The sequence below is a fragment of the Candidatus Thermoplasmatota archaeon genome (assembly GCA_035540375.1).
In the GTDB taxonomy this organism is placed as follows: Archaea; Thermoplasmatota; SW-10-69-26; order JACQPN01; family JAJPHT01; genus DATLGO01.
The window spans coordinates 1-17387 of the sequence record DATLGO010000063.1 but is presented as its reverse complement, the minus strand read 5'-3'; the positions used below and the strand labels follow the sequence as shown (position 1 = coordinate 17387).

Annotated in this window: 18 protein-coding genes; 7 read left to right on the top strand and 11 right to left on the bottom strand. The window is 71.6% G+C overall.

Features of this window, described 5'->3' with window-relative positions; translation table 11 throughout:
* Positions 1 to 147: 147 nt before the first annotated feature.
* Both VM889_07600 and VM889_07595 read right to left on the bottom strand, forming a co-directional pair.
* Positions 148 to 1485 carry an ABC transporter ATP-binding protein gene (locus VM889_07600; GenBank protein ID HVL48404.1) on the bottom strand — a complete coding sequence of 446 codons (1338 nt, stop codon included), beginning with the start codon at positions 1483 to 1485 and terminating at the stop codon, positions 148 to 150.
* The gene (locus VM889_07595) at positions 1482 to 2324 is read right to left on the bottom strand and encodes a hypothetical protein (protein HVL48403.1); all 843 of its coding nucleotides are present in this window, start codon (positions 2322 to 2324) and stop codon (positions 1482 to 1484) included. The genes VM889_07600 and VM889_07595 overlap by 4 nt, the downstream gene beginning before the upstream one ends.
* A gap of 64 nt (positions 2325 to 2388) precedes the next feature.
* Here VM889_07595 and VM889_07590 point away from each other — a divergent pair, with 64 nt between their 5' ends.
* The gene (locus tag VM889_07590) at positions 2389 to 2823 is read left to right on the top strand and encodes a hypothetical protein (protein ID HVL48402.1); all 435 of its coding nucleotides are present in this window, start codon (positions 2389 to 2391) and stop codon (positions 2821 to 2823) included.
* Here the strand turns inward: VM889_07590 and VM889_07585 are convergent.
* The 4 genes from VM889_07585 to argS form a co-directional block, all read right to left on the bottom strand.
* Positions 2764 to 3288, bottom strand: a complete 525-nt coding sequence (locus tag VM889_07585) for a hypothetical protein (protein ID HVL48401.1) — start codon at positions 3286 to 3288, stop codon at positions 2764 to 2766. The two genes, VM889_07590 and VM889_07585, sit on opposite strands and share 60 nt — an antisense overlap.
* A 43-nt stretch (positions 3289 to 3331) precedes the next feature.
* Positions 3332 to 3865, bottom strand: coding sequence for a peptidylprolyl isomerase (locus VM889_07580; protein HVL48400.1), 534 nt, complete (start codon positions 3863 to 3865; stop codon positions 3332 to 3334).
* Positions 3866 to 3900: 35 nt separating this feature from the next.
* Positions 3901 to 4797 carry a hypothetical protein gene (locus VM889_07575; GenBank protein ID HVL48399.1) on the bottom strand — a complete coding sequence of 299 codons (897 nt, stop codon included), beginning with the start codon at positions 4795 to 4797 and terminating at the stop codon, positions 3901 to 3903.
* Between the two features lie 102 nt (positions 4798 to 4899).
* Positions 4900 to 6651 (bottom strand): arginine--tRNA ligase, encoded by a 1752-nt coding sequence (gene argS / locus VM889_07570; protein HVL48398.1) that lies wholly within the window; start codon positions 6649 to 6651, stop codon positions 4900 to 4902.
* Between the two features lie 108 nt (positions 6652 to 6759).
* Between argS and VM889_07565 the strand changes: the two genes are divergently transcribed.
* The 3 genes from VM889_07565 to VM889_07555 all read left to right on the top strand — a co-directional run bounded on the left by VM889_07565 (position 6760) and on the right by VM889_07555 (position 12116).
* On the top strand, positions 6760 to 8481 hold the full coding sequence (locus VM889_07565; GenBank protein HVL48397.1) for a hypothetical protein: 1722 nt from the start codon (positions 6760 to 6762) through the stop codon (positions 8479 to 8481).
* Positions 8482 to 8763: 282 nt separating this feature from the next.
* Positions 8764 to 10215: a hypothetical protein gene (locus VM889_07560; GenBank protein ID HVL48396.1), complete on the top strand. Its 1452-nt coding sequence runs from the start codon at positions 8764 to 8766 to the stop codon at positions 10213 to 10215.
* A 71-nt stretch (positions 10216 to 10286) separates the two neighbouring features.
* On the top strand, positions 10287 to 12116 hold the full coding sequence (locus VM889_07555) for a CocE/NonD family hydrolase (GenBank protein HVL48395.1): 1830 nt from the start codon (positions 10287 to 10289) through the stop codon (positions 12114 to 12116).
* Here the strand turns inward: VM889_07555 and VM889_07550 are convergent, their stop codons facing one another.
* Together VM889_07550 and prf1 are read right to left on the bottom strand one after the other, a co-directional pair.
* Positions 12117 to 13706 (bottom strand): hypothetical protein, encoded by a 1590-nt coding sequence (locus VM889_07550; protein HVL48394.1) that lies wholly within the window; start codon positions 13704 to 13706, stop codon positions 12117 to 12119.
* Positions 13707 to 13823: 117 nt separating this feature from the next.
* On the bottom strand, positions 13824 to 15080 hold the full coding sequence (prf1, locus tag VM889_07545) for a peptide chain release factor aRF-1 (protein HVL48393.1): 1257 nt from the start codon (positions 15078 to 15080) through the stop codon (positions 13824 to 13826).
* Between the two features lie 351 nt (positions 15081 to 15431).
* Between prf1 and pyrH the strand changes: the two genes are divergently transcribed.
* The 3 genes from pyrH to VM889_07530 are packed head-to-tail and all read left to right on the top strand — an operon-like array spanning position 15432 to position 16477.
* A complete protein-coding gene (gene pyrH, locus VM889_07540; GenBank protein HVL48392.1) occupies positions 15432 to 16133 on the top strand; it encodes a UMP kinase in 702 nt (233 codons plus the stop codon).
* A gap of 1 nt (position 16134) precedes the next feature.
* On the top strand, positions 16135 to 16335 hold the full coding sequence (locus VM889_07535; GenBank protein ID HVL48391.1) for a DUF2116 family Zn-ribbon domain-containing protein: 201 nt from the start codon (positions 16135 to 16137) through the stop codon (positions 16333 to 16335).
* A 4-nt stretch (positions 16336 to 16339) separates the two neighbouring features.
* Positions 16340 to 16477 carry a hypothetical protein gene (locus tag VM889_07530; GenBank protein ID HVL48390.1) on the top strand — a complete coding sequence of 46 codons (138 nt, stop codon included), beginning with the start codon at positions 16340 to 16342 and terminating at the stop codon, positions 16475 to 16477.
* Between the two features lies 1 nt (position 16478).
* Here VM889_07530 and VM889_07525 read toward each other — a convergent pair whose 3' ends face one another.
* From VM889_07525 to VM889_07515, 3 genes are all read right to left on the bottom strand, one after another.
* Positions 16479 to 16790 (bottom strand): Lrp/AsnC ligand binding domain-containing protein, encoded by a 312-nt coding sequence (locus VM889_07525; GenBank protein ID HVL48389.1) that lies wholly within the window; start codon positions 16788 to 16790, stop codon positions 16479 to 16481.
* Between the two features lie 55 nt (positions 16791 to 16845).
* Complete coding sequence (locus tag VM889_07520; protein HVL48388.1) at positions 16846 to 17028, bottom strand: hypothetical protein; 183 nt, start codon at positions 17026 to 17028, stop codon at positions 16846 to 16848.
* A 100-nt stretch (positions 17029 to 17128) separates the two neighbouring features.
* A partial coding sequence (locus VM889_07515; protein ID HVL48387.1) for a hypothetical protein occupies positions 17129 to 17387 on the bottom strand: 259 nt, incomplete at its 5' end.

The following is a 17387-nucleotide window of genomic DNA, read 5'->3' as shown; positions in this document are numbered from 1 at the left end:
GGAGCGCGGCGGCGGCGACGAGGGCGAGGGCGGAGGTCGGGGCGTCGCCGAGGAGCGCCGCGGCCTGGAGGCCGAGGACGAGCGCGACCTTCGCGGCCGGCGCGAGCGTCTCCCAGGCGCTCTCCCGCGGCTCGAAGCCGAACGCCTTCACGCGATCACCTCGTTCGCGCGCGTCCGCGCGCGACCGCGGTCGATCTCGACCACGACGTCCGCGGCGGCGACAAGGCCCTCGTCGTGCGTCGCGACCACGACGGCGCCGTCCCAGTCGCGGATCAGGCGGACGAGCGCCGCGCGCGAGCGCGCGTCGAGCCCCGCGGTCGGCTCGTCGAGGAGGAGCGTCGCGGGACGGTGCGTCGCGGCCGCGGCGACGGCGGCGCGGACGGCCTCGCCGCCCGAGAGCGTCGCGGGATGGCGCGCGCGGAGCGGATCGAGCCCGAGCGCGCATGCGACGCCCGCGTCGGGCGCGCGGCCGGTCGCGCGCGCGGCGATCGCGAGGTCTTCCTCGACCGTGTTCGCGAGGAAGGCGTCGGAAGCGCCCTGCGGCACGTGGCCCACGCGGGCGGCGAGGGCGCGCGCGGCGCACGCGGCGGGATCGATCCCGTCCACGCGCACGCGACCCTCGGTGGGCGCGAGATGGCCCGCCGCGAGCGCAAGGAGCGTGCTCTTCCCCGCGCCGTTCGGTCCCGTGATCGCGGTCACGCCGTCGCCGATCGCGAGGTCGAGGTCGAGGAGCACGGGCGCCGCGTCCGGCGCGGGCGCCCACGAGACGCCCTCGAAGGCGAGGCGCGTGTCCGCGTGGGGGCGCGGCCGCCGCGGGCGGGGGTCGTCCGCGGCGCTCGCGCGCGCAACTCGGGGTCCGAGGCGACCGCCCTCCATGGCGTAGCGGGCGTCGGCAAGCGGCGCGAGCGCCTCCGCGTCGTGCTCGACCGCGACCGTCGTGACGCGGCCCGCGAGGGACGCGAGGTCGCGCGCGAAGCGCGCGCGCCAGTCCGCGTCGAGGCCCGCCGTCGGCTCGTCGAGGAGGAGCACCTCGGGTTCGCGCGCAAGCGCCGCCGCGAGCGCGACGCGCTTCGCCTCGCCGCCCGAGAGCGTCGCGACGGAGCGTTCGAGGAAGGCCTCGAGCCCGAACCGTCGCGCGAGGGCGTCGAGCCGGTCGCGCGCGTCGCGCTCCGCGAGGCCCGCGAACGCGAAACGCTCGAGGATCTCGCCCGCCGCGTCGAGCGCGAGGAACGCCTGGCGCGGGTCCTGGAGCACGTACCCGACGCGGCCCGCAACCTCGCCGCGCGGCGCCTTCGCGGGGTCGAGGCCCGCGACCGTCACGCGCCCCGAATCGCGCGCGACCGACGGGAGCCCCGCGAGCGCCGCAAGGAGCGTGGATTTCCCGGATCCCGAGGGGCCTTCGACGAGCGCGAGGACGCCGGGCGGCACCCGAAGGTCGACGCCCGCGACGCGGTTCGCCACGACGAGGCCCTCGACGTCGATCACGGCGAGCGCTCCAGCTTCACGACGTCGTAGCGCACGCGCGTGAGCGTGCCCCGATTCAGGTGATCGAGCTCGTCGAGCGCGTCCTTCAGGAGATCGCTCGTCACGAGGAGCGCGCACGGGACGCCGCGCTCGGCCGCGTTGAAGGCGGCGGCGACGGGGGCGAACTCGAGGACCGGGGAGAGGCTCATCTCGCGGGCGAGGATCTTCGCCCCCGTGCCGTGGACCGCGTAGCGCGCGCCCTCCGGCACGCGGTCGCGGAGGGCCGCGCGGACGCTGCGCCGCGCGAGGCGCGCGAGGCCGCCTTCGAGGGGTCCGGGCACGGAGAGGACGACGAGCGGCGCGGGGGCGAGGTCGACGACGCCTTCGAGGCCGCGCACGAGGACCTCCTCGCCGACGGCGGCGTCCGCGACCGCGACGCCGGTCGAGGTGGAGGCGCGGCCGGCGCGCGCGACGAGGTCGCCACCCTCCATGAAGAGGCCCACGCGCTCGCCCGCGCGCACGCGCGTCGCGGCGAGCGCGGAGGCGGCCTCGACGACGGCGAGGTCCGCAAGGGCGCCGTCCACCGCGCGCTTGAGGTCGCGGAAGCCCTCCTGGAGCGTCTGGATGCCCCGCGGCGTCGGCGTCCAGCCGCCCGCGGGGTCGCGCTCGAGGAGCTTCTCCTTCGCCATCTGGTGGAGGTACGCGCTCACGGCCTGCACCGTCACGTCGAGGGCGGCGGCCATCGCGCGCTGGCTCGTGCGGGGGCCGCCCGCGACGAGCTGCTTCATGATGAGGAGCTTCGTGACGGCGGTCCGGTCGCGCAGGGGCCGGGCGTCCGCGGTCGCGGTCGTGGCGGGCACGCCCGGCGAAGCGCGCGGGCCGGCTTGGAGCTTCCCGGGAAGCTTCATGGGGGGTCAAGCGATCTTGACGAACCTCAAGGGGGGTTGGATGGCGCCGAAGACGCTTCTCGGGCTCGCGCTCCTCGCCCTCGCAGGCGGCCTCGTCGCCGCCGTCAGCCTCCTCGCCCCCGCGCCGCCCGCAGCTGCGGCCTCGACCCACGACGTCGAGGTGCTCGGCCAGGGCGGCCGCGTCGTCTTCCGCGGCCCGGTCGAGGCCGCGAACGCGCTCGAGGCGCTCGAAGCCGCCGCGCGCGCGGGCGGCTTCGCGGTCGAGAAGACGTCGTACCCGCAAGGGACGTACGTCGTCGCCGTGGACGGCGAGCGGGCCGAGGGCTCGCGCGGCTGGGTGTACGAGATCCGCCGCGGCGAGGCGCTCCTTTTCGGCGACGTCGCGGCGGATTCAGCGGCGCTCGAGGCCGGCGACGCCGTGGTCTGGCGCTGGAGCGACCGGCCCGGTTGAAGCGGGGCGCGCGGGGAGAACGTCCGAGGCGAGCCTCGACGACGTCGCGACGATCCACGGGGCGATGGCCGCGAAGAGGAGGCCCGGGAAGCCCCACATGAGCACGAAGAGGACGACGTCCGCGGGGGCCTCGGCCGCCTTCGTGTCGAAGCGGAGGTTCCCGGGGAGCGCCATGAAGCTCACGGCATAGACGATCCAGTGGAGCGCCGCGCCCGCGACGCCCGCGAAGACGCGCTGGCCGCGCGCGAGGAGCGCGAACTGGGCAAGGAACGCGGCCGCGCTCCCCGCGACAAAGAGCGCGTCCGCGAAGGCGCTCGCGGACCACACCATGACGAAGATCCAGTAGCCCCCCGTGGGATCGAACGTGATGATGAAGAAGCGGCCCGTGAGGCCGAGCACGCTCGATCCGAAGATGAGGACCGCGAGAACGGCGAGGGCTTTCGGCGTGAAGCGGAAGCCGATCACGGTCCGTCGAGGGGTGGGGAACGATTCAAGCGTTGCGATCCGGTCACGACTTGCCGGGCTCGACCTTCACGGACTTGATGACGACGTCCGTGCGCGGCTTGTCGTCGCGGTCCGTGCCGACGGAGGCGATGGCCTTCACGACGTCCATGCCGCTTTCGACCTTGCCGAACACGGCGTAGCCGGCCATGCCGCGGCGACGCAGCGTCGCGTCGTCGAGGCCGCTCTGCGCGCCGTGCGTGATGTAGAACTGGCACGTCGCCGAGTGGGGGTCGTTCGTGCGCGCCATCGCGAGGGCGCCGTCCCAGTGCACGAGGTTCGGGTGGATCTCGAGCTTGATCGGAGGATGCGTCGCCTTCTTCTGGCGGCCGTTCGGCTCGAAGCCGCCGCCCTGGATGACGAACCCCTTGATGACGCGGTGGAAGATGAGGCCCGTGTAGTAGCCCTCGTTCACGTACTTCAGGAAGTTCTCGACCGTCTTCGGCGCCTCCTTCTGGAAGAGCTCGCAGACGATGGTGCCCTGGGTGGTCTCGATGCTCACGCGGGGGTTCGAGGGCGACGTCGGAGGCGCGACGGGCATGCGGGCGGCACCGCGGCGCGGGTGCTTGAAGGTGACTACGCGGGGAGCCGCACGTCGGCGGCCGCGAGCATGATCTTCGTCTCGTACGGCCGCGTGCATCCGAGCGTGCCGGGACACGGGTTCCCCGTGCCGAACGCGGAGGAGGCCTCCGCCTCGTGGTCGACCGTGTAGCGGTACGTGCCCGCCATGCCGCCGAGGAAGACGATGCCCGTGAGCGTGCCGCCGCTCCAGCCGCTCGTCTGCAGGGTGCCCGCCGTCGTGCGGACGTTCGAGGGGCTCGTCACCGAAAGCTGCGCGACCGGCGGCGGGTAGACGCAGTAGCCGGCGCACGCGTACTTGGGCGAGACGGCGATGAAGCTCCCGTAGTGGAGGTTCCCGACGGTGTTCGAGAGCGAGGTTCCGAGCATCGCGCGCGCGCCGAGGGCGGGGACGTCGTAGGCCTCGAGGTTGAGCGTCCCGCGGAAGTCCTTCGCCTCGCGGAAGATGGCGTTCGACCCGCTCGTCTGGCCGAGGACCGTGAGCGACGTCGGGCCGTCGAGCGAGGCGCTCCAGCCGTTCTGGGTGCCGGCGCCCATCGCGACGAAGTTCCACGTGCCGGCCGGGAAACTGACCTGGTAGAGGATGTCGATCCATGCGTAGGGCTCGGGACCGGCCGCCATGCCGCCGTGCGTGACGGCGACGTTCATCGGGCCCTCGACCGAGGCGAGGAAGCCCTGGTCGCGGTCGAGGAAGAGGACGGTCGTGTACGAGAACACGGCGCCCTGCGCGTTCGTGAAGAAGAGGTTGAACGCGTTCTCGCCGATGGGTCCCGTGCCGCGGAACGCGAACGTCGCCGTCGTCTGCCACGCGGTCGTGGAGACCTTGAACGCGACCCAGCCGTTCCCGGACCCCGACGCCGTCGCGAGGGTCGCGGCCTCGGCGGCGGGCGCCACGAGGACGGCGGGGACGACGAGGGCGAGCGCGAGGACGACGCGGGCGATCAGGCTGAAGCCTCCCGGACGTTCGAGGGGCCTGCGACGCCTAAAGGCTTCCGCTCACATCGAGTCCGGCGCCGCGACCCCGAGGAGATCGAGGCTCTTCGCAAGGGCCGACTTCGCGGCCTTGACAAGCGCGACGCGCGCCGCCTTCAGGCGGGGGTCCTCGGCCGAGGCGACGGGGCAGTCCCGGTAGAACGCGTTGAAGGCGTTCGCGAGCTCGACCGCGTAGCCGGCGACGGGGTGGATGCGGAGACCCTGCGCGGCGTCGGCGACGACGCTCGGAAGGCGCGCGACGGCCTTCACGAGGGCGACCTCGCTCGGGTGCGTGAGCGTCTCCGCGTGCTCCGCCGGCGAGCCTTCGTCGACGTCCCCCGCGCGCTCGAGGATGCCCGCCGCGCGGGCGTGCGCGTACTGCACGAACGGCGCGCTGTCGCCTTCGAAGTTGAGCGCCTCCTCCCACCGGAACGTGATCGACTTCTCGGCCTGCACGGAGGAGATGTTGAACCGGAGCGCGCCGATGCCGACGATCTCCGCGATCCTCCGCATGGCGTCCTCGGAAAGCTCGTCGCCGCGCCGCTTCTTCACTTCCTCGTAGGCGCGCGCGACGGCCTCGTCGAGGAGGTCGTCGATGAAGACGACGCGGTTGCGGCGCGTCGACATCTTCCCTTCCGGCAGCGACACGAACGAGATCCACACGACCTCGGGCCGGCGCTCGACGCCGACGAGGCCGAGCGCGACCGAAAGCTGGTCCATCGTGAGGCGGTGGTCCTCGCCGAGGACGTTCACGAGGCGGTCCGCGCGCTCGAACTTGTTCCGGTGGTAGGCGAGGTCGCGCGTCGTGTAGAGCGACGTGCCGTCCTTGCGCAGGAAGAACCACTTCTTCACGCCGCCGCCGAGGTTGAAGGGCTCGAGGTCGATGAACCACGCGCCGTCCTCGGTCCCCGCGTGCTCGCTCTTCTTGAGCGCGTCCACGACGGGCTTCACGTCGCCCGCGCGCACGAGGTCGGATTCCCAGAAGTACGAGTCCATCTCGACGTTGAGCCGCGCGAGCGACTCGCGCATGCCCGCGAGCACCGCGCCCGCGGCCTCGCGGAAGCGCCGCGCGTGGTCGAGGTCGCCCTCCTCGAAGCGCTTGAGCATGCCGTTGATCGCCTCCGCCGTCTCCGGCTTCTCCTCCATGAGCACGTTCGCGCGCTGGTAGTACGCGACCTTCTGGTGGTCGATCTTCGCGCGCTCCGCGGGCGGGACGTCCGAGGGCTTGAGGTTCTCGAGGCCCCACGCGAGGATCGCGACCTGCTTGCCCATGTCGTTCACGTAGTACTCGGTCGTGACGGCGTGGCCGGCGGCCCGGAGGACGCGCGCGAGCGTGTCGCCCACGATCGGGTTCCTCGCGCGGCCCACGTGGAACGGACCGTTCGGGTTCGCGCTCGTGTGCTCGACGATCACGCGCTCGCCCGTCGCGGGGTGCGCGCCGAAGTCCGCGCCGAGGCGCTCGACCGCGGCGAGCGTGTCGTGCACGAGCGGGCGCGCGCGGATCCTGAAGTTGACGTACCCGCCCTCGACCGCGACCTCGAAGTTCCCGTGCGGCGGGAGCGCGTCCGCGATCTCCTTCGCGATCGCGGGCGGAGCCTTCCGCGCGATCTTCGCGAGCGGGAAGCACGGATACGCGAAGTCCCCCTTGCCCGCGACGGCCGGCGCGAGACGCGACGGCACCTCCTCGACGGCGTCGGCGTGGCCGAGGCTGTGCAGGGCTTGCTCGAGGAGCGCGGCGGCCTCCCGGCGGAACGCGCCGTACGGGTCGTGGGCCATGGGGGCGCAAAACGGCCTGCGGGTTAAAAGGGTGCGGTCGCCCGGGACGACGGGACGGGGGAACCGTTATCCCGCGACGGGACGGGTCGATGGCGGGAGGCTTTGCCCATGGTTCGTGTCCGTCTCATCGCTCGCGTGCTCGCCGTCTCGCTGCTCGTCGTCGTGGTCCCCGCGGCCGTCGCGGGCCACGCGCGTGTCGCGTTCGAGGCCGGCGAGAACGGTCGCGCGGCCCTCGACGCCTCGGGGCAGCGGAACTGCATCCCCGAAGCGATTTCCGGAGCGACTGGACCGTGCCCTTGGGGGGCGAACGGAGCGATGCGCGTCCTCGACAGCGTCGTCTTCGCGACGTTCCCCACCGGGGCGCACGCCCCCGGCGAGCCGCCCTCGAGCGGCCTCCCGATCGGCTGGGCCTCCTCGAGCGCGGGTCAGCAGTACAACGACAACGTCCACCGAGGCAGCGGCGGAACCGTGGCCGACGTCATCCTCCCGGGCTCCTCGACCTTCCGCGCGTGGTACGGCTGGTGGTGGGACAACAACACCAACGGCGTGATCGACCTCGCGGTCAGGATCGATCCGGAGGGCCGTGACGAGTTCGCGAAGACGAACGAGTTCCGCATGATCGCCTCGACGGCCGCGACGTCGATGCAGGGCTATGTTTCGCCCGGGGCCCACCCGCCGGTCACGTCGAGCCAACGACCCGGCGACGTCGAGCCCGATTTCGGCTACAGCGCTTTCACGAACGACGCGCGCCAGATGTGGAACCAGGGCAACGGCGGCAACCTCCAGGGCAGCGTGTTCCTCGACGGTTCGCTCCTCGAGACGTTCGTCGTCGAGACGGTCACGCATCCCATCCTCGTGCCCGGCTTCACGCCCGACGGCGTCGCGAAGCCGTACACGACGACCGCTTCGAGTCTCGTGGACATCGATCGCTACGCGGCCCTCGCGCCCGGGCCGCTCGCGGGGGTCTACCAGGGAACAGGGGCGTCGGCGCTCGTGCGATCGGTCGACGGCCCGGGCCTTTCTCTCTGCCCGGAGAACTGCGTCGTCCCGCCCTTTCCGGTCGCCGCGGGGCCCGTCGCGGGTCTCGCCTTCGCGCGATACGGGCAGGAGACCGACGAAGACGCCGGGTCGAGCGCGAGCGGGCGCCTTGCGGACTACCGCGCGCGCTACGCGGGATGGCTCGATGTCGTCTTCGGCCTCGCGGTGCCCGAATCCCTCGCCGCGGGGACGTACCGGCAGACGCCGCTCCTCGCCCTCGGCGCCGGCGGGGCGGGGGCCGTGCCGCCGGGCGGCTCGCTCGCCTTCGAGATGTGGACGGGCGCCTGGCGGGACCTCGACGAGGACGGCTACATCGGCGCCGCGGGCGGGGACCCCTACGAGGGCGGCAACCGTCCCGTGCCCGATCGCTACCGTTCGAGCGGTTCCGAGTTCGTCGCCCACAACGGCATCCCTCCCACGGAAAACCTCTACCCCAATGTCACGCTCGTTCCCGAGGAGGGCTCCTCGTGGGGCGAGGCCGGCGTCATCCTGCTCGACCGCGGCACGATCGGCGCCCTGACGCTCCTGAACTCGGGCCTCTGCGCCGCGCGCCCGTCGAGCGCCTGCGGCCCCGCGTACCTCCATGGGCCGCGGTACGTCGGCCGCGAGCCGATCACGATCGACGCCTCGACGCAAGGGGGGGCGGTCGGTTTCCGCGCCTCGACGCACATCCTCGTCTTCCCGGAGGGCAGCGTCGGGAACATCGTCGCGTGCTCCTCGGCGTGGGTCGTCCGCACGGCCGAAGGCGACGAGACGGTCCACGACTGCGACCGCATCGCGGCGCTGCGCTGACCCGACGCGGCGGGACAACCCTTATCCTGTTCGAGGTCGAGACGCGCGACGGGAGGCTCGAGCCTGCGTCATGCCCTCGTCGTCGCCGCGGTCGTCCTCGCCGCGCCTTTCGCCGCGGCCAACCATTGGGACCTCACCTTCGAAGCCGGGGAAGACGGCCGGATCGCCTTCGAGGCGCAAGGCCAGCTGACCTGCGTCGACGCGGCGCTCGGCGCGGCGACGGAGCGCTGCCCTCGCCATGACGACGGGGTCTTCATCCTCGACAACGTGGCCATCCAGAGGATGCCCGCCCAGGGCCACGCGTTCTCCGCGACGCCCGAGTCGAGCGAGGCCACGGCGCCAACCGGATACTACGGTCACGCCGCGAAGCTCGCGACGTTCGGCAACGCGCGTCGCGACAGCGACGGACAGATGGCGGACGTCATCTTCCCCGGATCCGTCGCGTTCATGGCCTGGATCGGACGCTGGCTCGATGCCGACGCGGACGGCGTCATCGACGTCCGCGTCGGGTGGGATCGCTCCGGGATCGTCAAGGACCTGCCCGGAACGGAATGGACCTCGCTCAGGACGGCGGACGCGCCGCGACCGATGGCGTTCGTCTCGCCCGGGGGCCATCCGCCGGCGATCGCGACCTATCGGCCCGGGGACGTCGAGCCCGATTTCGAGTACACCTTCGTGAACGACGCGATCCGCATGTGGACAGGCGGGGGCGACGACACCTCGAGCCTCGCCGTCTATCCCGACGGTTCCCTCCTCGAAAGCTACGTCGTCGAAGCGGCCACGCACCTCATCCTGGTTCCGGGCTTCCGGCCGGACGGCGTCGCACGACCGTACACGACGACGGAGGCGAGCCGCGTCGACATCGACCGCCATGCGGCCGTGGCGCCGGGCCCCGTCGCGTCCCTGTACGCGGCCGCGGGCCTCGACGAGATCCTCCACCACAGCCCGGGTCTCTCCTCGTGCCCCGAAGGTTGCGCCGTCTCGACGATCCCCGTGCCGGGGCTCCTCGCCCGCTACGAGCAGGAATCGGACGACCTCGCGCACGGATCCGCCGCCGGTCGGCGCGCCGAGTACGAGACGGGGTTCCACGCGTGGCTCGACGCGCATGCGATGCTCGCGGACCCGGACGGGTCGACCTTCCGCGGCAATCCGCGTCCGCGGCCGCTTCCGGCGGTCGGTCCGGACGGCCGGGCCGCGATCCCGCCGGGCGGCATGCTCGTGGTGGACGTCTGGACGGGGGCCTGGCGCGACCTTTCCGGGGACGGCTTCGTCGGCGCGGTCGGAAGCGACCCCTACGAAGGCGGCACGCGCGCCATCGGCGACCGCTACCACGCAAGCGCGGGCGAGTTCATCGCCCAGCCGGGCGCGCCGCCCGCGCCCCGCGAGGGCTTCGTCGCGATCCTGACGCCCGACGACACGTGGGGCGGCGGAGTCCTCGTCGTCGACCGCGACACGAACGGGGTCGCTTACGGCTCCCAATACTATACGGCGGTCGCGCTCGGCCGTCCACCGCCCCACGGCGGCGTCGTCCGCACCGGCTCGGACCCGATCGTGATCGCCCTCGACCTCTACAATGGCGAAGGCGCGCACTGGACGTCCTGGGCGGGCGTGATCTTCCCCGAAGGCACGCGGCAGGGCGGCTTCACGCTCTGCACGTCCCCGCGCGTGTTCGACCTCCCCGACGGCCCCGAGACCGCATGGGACTGCGACCGCGTCGAGCGGCTCGCCACGTGACGGGACGAGGCCGGTCAAACCGCGCGCGCGAACGCTTATAGCTCCCCCCGCGCCCTCCCGGAGCGATCACCGTGGCCAGAGTCCTCCCCGTCGCCGCCGTCCTCGCGCTCCTCGCGCCCGCCCTCGCGGGCTGCCTCGGGCCCGCCGGCAACGACGTCGTCGACGACGCCTCGGTCGAGTATCCGCGCGGCGTCCACCCGTGGCCCGCGGGCGACGAATGGCCAGCGGGGCTCGAAGGGCCTTTCTGGCACCATCCGATGGAGCGCCTCAAGATCGCGATGGACGACGGCGTGAAACTCGAGGCGTGGCTCTTCCGGCCCGTCCTCCCCGAGGACGTCCGCGCGCCGGTCGTGCTCTGGTCGTCGCCGTACTTCGGCCTCATCCACCCGGACCCCGAGGACGAGCGCTTCATGACGCGCATGGACGTCCCCGTGCGGCCGCTCGTGGACCGCGGCTTCGCGGTGCTCGCGGTCGGCGTGCGCGGCACGGCCGGAAGCGAAGGCTGCTTCGGCAACAAGGGCCCGCGCGAGCAGCTCGACCAGGTGAAGCTCGTCGAATGGGCCGCGGCCGAGCCGTGGTCGAACGGCCGCGTCGGCATGATGGGCCTCAGCTACCCGGGCACGACGCCGCTCATGGCCGCGATCCACGACCCGCCCGCGCTCAAGACCATCGTTCCGATGGGGCCCGTGACGGACGTCTACACCGAATCGTTCACGCCCCAGGGCGCCCCGTATACGGGCGCCTCCACGAACGAGGCGGCGCGCCGCGGGCTCGTGAGCCTCGCCTCGCCCATCGCGGGCCCGCCCGAGCGCCTCGCGGGCGAGCGCGCCGTCGCGGCGGGCCGTCTCTGCGAGGACTACGCGCGCGTCCTCGCGACGATGCCCGCAAGCCAGCTCGGCGACGTCCGCGACGAGGCGTATTGGAAGCCGCGGCAGCTCCTTCTCAAGTTCCCCGACGTCACGACAAGCGTGTACCTCATCCACGGCCTCAAGGAGTACGACCACCCGTTCCAGGAGGATTTCGCGTGGGACGCGCTCGCGAAGGCGCCGAAGCGCATGCTCCTCGGACAATGGGGCCACCAGCTGCCGAACACCCCGGGCTGGTTCGAGGACCTCGCCGCGTGGCTCGACTTCTGGCTCAAGGGCGTCGGCGCGCCGCCGCGCCTCGGCCTCGTCGACTACCAGGACGGCACGGGCGCGTGGCGCGTCGCGACGAGCTGGCCCCCGCCCGCGCGCCTCGAGACGCTCCACCTCACGCCCGCGAACCTCTCGCGCGAAGCCGCCGAAGGCGCGCGCGTCTTCCGCGCCGCCCCGTGGCCGTACGGCGCGACCGGCACGCTTTGCCAGCCCGCGGCCTCGAACGCGCCCTTCGGCGTCGCGCTCATGACCGAGCCCCTCGCCGAGGATCTCCGTCTCGAGGGGAATCCCTTCGCGTGGCTGCGCCTCTCGAGCGACATGCCCGGCGGCCAGGTGAGCGTGCACCTCTTCGACGTCACCGGGTCGTTGCGCTGCCGCCACCCGGGGATTCCCGAGAACCTGCGCCTCCTCGCGGAGGGCGCCGCGGACCTGCGCTTCCACGCGGGGAATTTCGTCGGGAAGGACTTCCCGCGAAACGCCCCGACCTTCGTGCGCATCGACCTCACGAACCTCGCGGACGTCGTGCCCGCGGGCCACAAGCTCGCGCTCGTCGTGAGCCACGGCCGCGCGGTCGCGCTCGACGAGCCCGTCGCGGACCTCACGACGGACAAGCGCACGAGCAGGAGCGGGCAGCCCTACTATCCGCAGATCACGATCCACACGGGCGCCGAGGGGAGCCACCTCGTGCTGCCGGTGATGCAGGGCTCCGTGGGCGGGAACGCGACGGGAATCGCGTATCCCCCGACGCCGTTCACGGTGTCGTGATCACGGCGCCCAGCGCGCGATCGCGTCGCAGTCCCACGCGGTCTCCTTCACGTCGATGCCGGCCTGGCGGAACGTGATGTCGAGCGGGTCCGTGCAGACCTTGAAGCCGGGCGATCCCTGCGGGAAGAACCAGGCCGCGGTCGTGGTGTACGTGCCTTCCTTCGGCGGGATGTACTCCTTCGCCGTCCAGCGCAGGGGTTCCGTCCCGGACCAGCACGTCGGCGCGACGCGGCTGCACACGAGGCCCCACGACGTGTCGGGGACGAGCCAGCCCGCAATGCGACTTTGCGCGTCGACGTTCGTCGGGGCCCAGCCGAGGAATTCGCCCTGCGGGTGGTCGTGGTCGTCGGGGTTGGGTCGCGCGCCATATTCGTACGGATCGGGCGCGGACGCGTGGCCGACGTAGCCGTCGCCGTTCGCGTCCCGCCAGACGCCCGTCCAGATGCGCGGGTGGAACCACGCGCCGGGCGGAACGGTGGGACGGCCGTCGACCGCGGCCGTCGCAAGGTCGTACGTCTCGTCGTTCACCGCGTCCGCGGTCGTGGTCGTGTAGGCGAAGCCGACGATGGGGAGAAGGTCGACGCGCGCGTGCCAGCCGGCCTGGAACTCCTCAAGGCGCCCCTCGATCGAGGAGCCGTTTCCCGCGGCCCACTCCGTGTCGTAGCGCGCGCGAAGCGGCGCCTGCGCGCGGCCCGCGGGCTCGGCCGCGGGCGTGCCGGACGCCGCGCGCGGAGCCTCCACGAGGCAGAGCGGGCAGTGGGCGCCATACGGCGAGCCCACGTCGTTCACGACGGCGGCCGCCGTGCTCGCATAGAGCGCGACGATGGGACCGGGCGCGAGGGCCGCGTAGCGGTCGAGGTCGACGAACGAGCCTTCGAGCACGGTGTAGGACGTCCCGGCGCCTTCATCGGGCACGAGCGAGGGGTTGTTGACCGTCGTGACGGATACAGCTTGCAGGAGCGACCCGTCCACCATGACGACGATGCCGCCGCCCCAGTAGTGCGGATCGGAGAACTGGTAGCGGATGTCGGGCTCGTCCGCCTCGGGCTTCTCCCAGTCGGAGATGCGCGGGTGGGCGCCCGGCTCGATCCAGGTGAACACGCGCGCGCCGCGCTCCGCAAGCCATTCGTTGTCGGGCTGCGACGTGTACGGCGGAGTCGCGGACGTCTCCAGGAGGTTGTTCCCGTCGGCGTCGTTCCAGATGCCAAGCCACGCTCGCACGGCGGTCGGGCCGGGCCAGATGGCGGCCGGCGCGAGGCCGCCCGTCGACGTCTGGAGGTCGCCATACACGGCGGAGCAGCCCGAGGTGCGGGGCGGCTCGCACGGACGCAGGTTCGGCATGAAGTACATGAGCACCTGCCCGTCGAGCATGCGGATGCCGCTCGACGGGTAGGCCACCGTCGTGGGGGCGGTGGGACACGCGTCGCTCGGGGTCGATTCGTAGGCTTCGAGGACGCAGTTCATCTGGCCCGCGGCATCGAGGAGCGCCCGGTCCTGCTCCACCGCCTCGTACGTGAGGTCGATGACGGCCGCCTCCGCGACGAGCGGCGCGAGGAGGGACAACACAAGGGCGATCGTGGCGAAACCCATCTTCGACATCCCATCGTGCTGACGCATCGAGGTCTCCGTCCCGGGGCGTCCGGCCCCGGACGAGAGCCGGTCCGGGAGGGCTTGAGGCTATCTGCGCGTTGCCGGCGCGCGGGGGCCTTACTTGTGCACGTTGAACCGCAGGATCGCCGCGATGCCGCCGAAGGCCGTGTAGAGAAGGTCGCCCTCCTCGCTGCCGGCGCCGATGATGCGGACCTTGCTCGACATGTTCTCGGCGAGCTGGCTCAGCTCCTCGATGATGTCCGTCTCGCTTTCGAGGAGGACGCTCCCGTTGCAGCTCGGGCAGGGCCCGAACTTCGCCTCGTAGGCGTCGGGGTCGGGCGTCGTGTCCTCCTTCGTGAAATCGCAGGATTGGCACTTCATCTTCACGCGGACGCGGCGGAGCTTCTCGCTCAGGATGAGGATGTCCACGGCGCCGATCTCGAGCGCCTGGCGGACGTGCGCCTCGCCGTAGGCGGCGAGGCCGTGGTCCTTGCCGACCTCGCGCAGGAAGCGCTGGAGGAGGTCCTTCTCCTCCGTGAGGCCGAGGTCCTTGAGGACGCCGTGCGCGTTCGCGACGAGGTCGCGCAGGCCGTACTCGTCGGTGTAGCCCGTGTCGATGGGCTTGCCGACGACCTTCTGCATGAGGCGGTAATCCATGAACTGGCCTTCGAACCAGTATTCCTTCGTGGGGCCGGGGCCGCCGACGATGACGCCGCGCAGCTCCTCCTTCTCGAGCTCCGGCAGGAAGATCTCGTTTGCGACCTCGCCGCACTTCTCGAACCACTTCTCGGCGATGTCTTCCGTGATGCGCTCGAAACGCCGCGACGACTGGCCGCCCTTCGCGTGCTTGTTCGGCACCTGCGACTGCATGTTGGTGACGACCTGCACGGCCTGGCCGCGGAGGAAGCCGATCGTGCACTCCTGGCGGTCGATGACGAGGAGGCCGTAGTTGTTGTGCTCCTTGAGCATCGCCTCGAGGGGCTCGAGGAAGAAGGAGGAATCGCAGTGGTACTTGCGCAGGGCGATCGGCGTCGGGGGCTCGATGACGATCCTGACCATGCGCGAGTGGTTGCCGCCGACGGCCTTGTGGCCGACGAAGACGACGAGGCCGTGCGAGCCGGGATCCTTGTAGTTCTTGATCGCCTGCATCGCGGATTCGAGGGCGCCCGTGACGTTCTTCATCGTCGCCTTCGACTTGATGTTCGAGGCCTGGCCGTACTCGCTCCGGAGCTGGGCCATGACGTCGTGCATCTGGGTTCCGGGCGGGATGTAGAGGCTGATGAGCTGCGTCGCGGTGCCGCGGATGTTGCGCAGCTCCTCGAGCTTGCGCTTGAATTCGTAGCGGGCGCGGTCGGAGGATTGGCCTTCGGCCATGAGATTCACCGTTTGGGGATGGAAGGGGGCGTTCGAGGGTCTCGGCTTCGCTGGGTCGCGGCGGAGGCCGCGAGAAGCTATGCGAAGCGGAGGGTCGATTCCATCGGCGATCGTTGGACCCCCGTTTCGACCTTCAATGTTTCCATTGGGGGGCGTCCTGCGGGCGGCTGTGCGCGCAGCCCGGTCCAGGTCCCGACGCCCGGTTCCCGGTCCCGGATCCCGCCGCCCGGTCCCGGCGCCCGGTCCCGGTCCCGACGCCCGGCACCCGGCCCCGAATCCCGACACCCGACGTCCGCTCGTGTGCGCGCCGTCAAGCGAGTCTTTAAGCGAGGGCGTCATTTCCGCGTTTCGATGGAGTCGGTCGCGGTCAGCCTGGGCGGCAGCTTCCTCGTGCAGGAGGAGGGCGTGGACATCGCGCTCACGCGGGAGATTGCGGAGGTCCTGGAGCGCGTCGCGAAGACGCGGAAGGTCTACGCGGTGGTGGGCGGCGGGATCACGGCGCGGCGCTACATCCAGGGCGCGCGTCGCCTCGGCGCGGACGAGAGCGCGCTCGATGAGCTGGGCATCGCGGTGACGCGGATCAACGCGCGCGTGCTCATCGCGGCCCTCCGGTCTCCGTACCCGGTGCCGGCGAAGACGTTCGACGAGGCGCTCCTCGCGGGGAAGGGCTACGGCATCGTCGTGCTCGGCGGGACGCATCCGGGCCACACGACGGACGCGGTCGCGGTCATGATGGCGGAGCGCGCGAAGGCGAAGCGGCTCGTCATCGCGACGAACGTGGACGGCGTCTACACGGCGGACCCGAAGAAGGATCCGAACGCGAAGATCCTGCCGGAGCTTTCGGCGCGCGATCTCGTGAACATCACGATCGGGAGCGAGAACCGCGCGGGAAGCGCGGGCGTCGTGGACAGCCTCGGCGCGAAGCTCATCCTGAGGAGCGGCATCGAGACGGCCGTGGTCGACGGTCGCGACCTCAAGAGCCTCGAGGCGGCGCTTCTCTCGCAGCCGTTCACGGGCTCGGTCGTGAAGCCGGCCGAGAAGGGGGGCGCCTGAGATGGTGCAGATCCCGAACCACGGTCACTGCCAGATCTGCGGCCGCGCGGTCGCCTTCGGCGACCGCGTGTGCGGCCCGGAGTGCAAGGCGAACTTCGACGTGCAGGCGAAGAAGCGCAAGAACCTGATGCTCATGATCTACGGCGCCATGGCGCTCTCGATCGTGCTCCTGCTCCTCAACACGTTCGCGGGCGTGCGGTGAGACCATGGACCTCGTCGCGCTCTTCGATCAGCCGTTCCTGAAGACGATCGAAGGGCTGCTCGTCGTGGGTCTCGTGCTCGCGGTTGCGCTCACGGGCGTCTCGCTCGGGATCGCGCACCTGTGGCACCGCTTCCGCGGGTGATCTACTCGACGACCTTGCCGGATTCCTTGTAGGTCGTGACGACCATCATCGTCTTCGTGTCCTCGACGCCGTCGAGGGGGCCGATGGACTTGATGATGAAGTCCTTGAGCTCGCGGTAGGAGCGGAAGCGCGCCTTGAGGATGATGTCGTCCTCGCCGGTCACGAGGTACGCGTGCTCGATCTCGGAGAACTTCGCGAGGGCGAGCGCGATGTCGTCGGCCCGGGCCGTGTCGACCTTGAGGAGGATGACGGCCTCGACGTTGCGCTGCGCGTAGTACTGGGAAAGATCCTTCTCGACGTCGCTCGCGGACACGGGGGCAGGCTCCTGGGGCGGACAAGCCGAGGCGCGGTATAACCTTTCCGCGGACCTATTCGGGGGCGGGAATCCAACGCGTCGCGGAGGAGAGCGGCTGCGCCTCGCCGCAGCCAGGACAGGTGACGGGCGCGCGGGCGGGAAGCGCGGGCGCCTCCGCGGGCGTCTTCGTCACTGCGTGGAAGGTGATGACGTCGATGGCGGTCGAGCAGAGCACGCACGTCGGGGAGAGGATCATGGTATCGCCGCTAACGCTCGGCGCGCCCGTGTGATGATATCATCCGGGTCCGGCCAACCGGCCCGGGTCCCCGACCATGGACGGGTCTGGGGTCGAGGGCCTATTTGCCCCTCGCGACCTGCGATACGGCGGCCACGAGTCGGCGCAGGCGCAGCGCGAGCACCATGAGGCCGACGCCGAGGCCGAGGAAGACGATCGCGACGAGGTAGAGGAGCGCCTGCTGGAAGACGTCGGGCGCGGCGAGGCCGAGCGCGCCGAGCGCGAGGAGGAACGCGCCGAGCGCCACGATCGCGACGACGAGGCGGCGCGCGACCGCGGGGAGGCGCTCGGAGAGGAATTCGGCGACGGCGCTTTCGGGC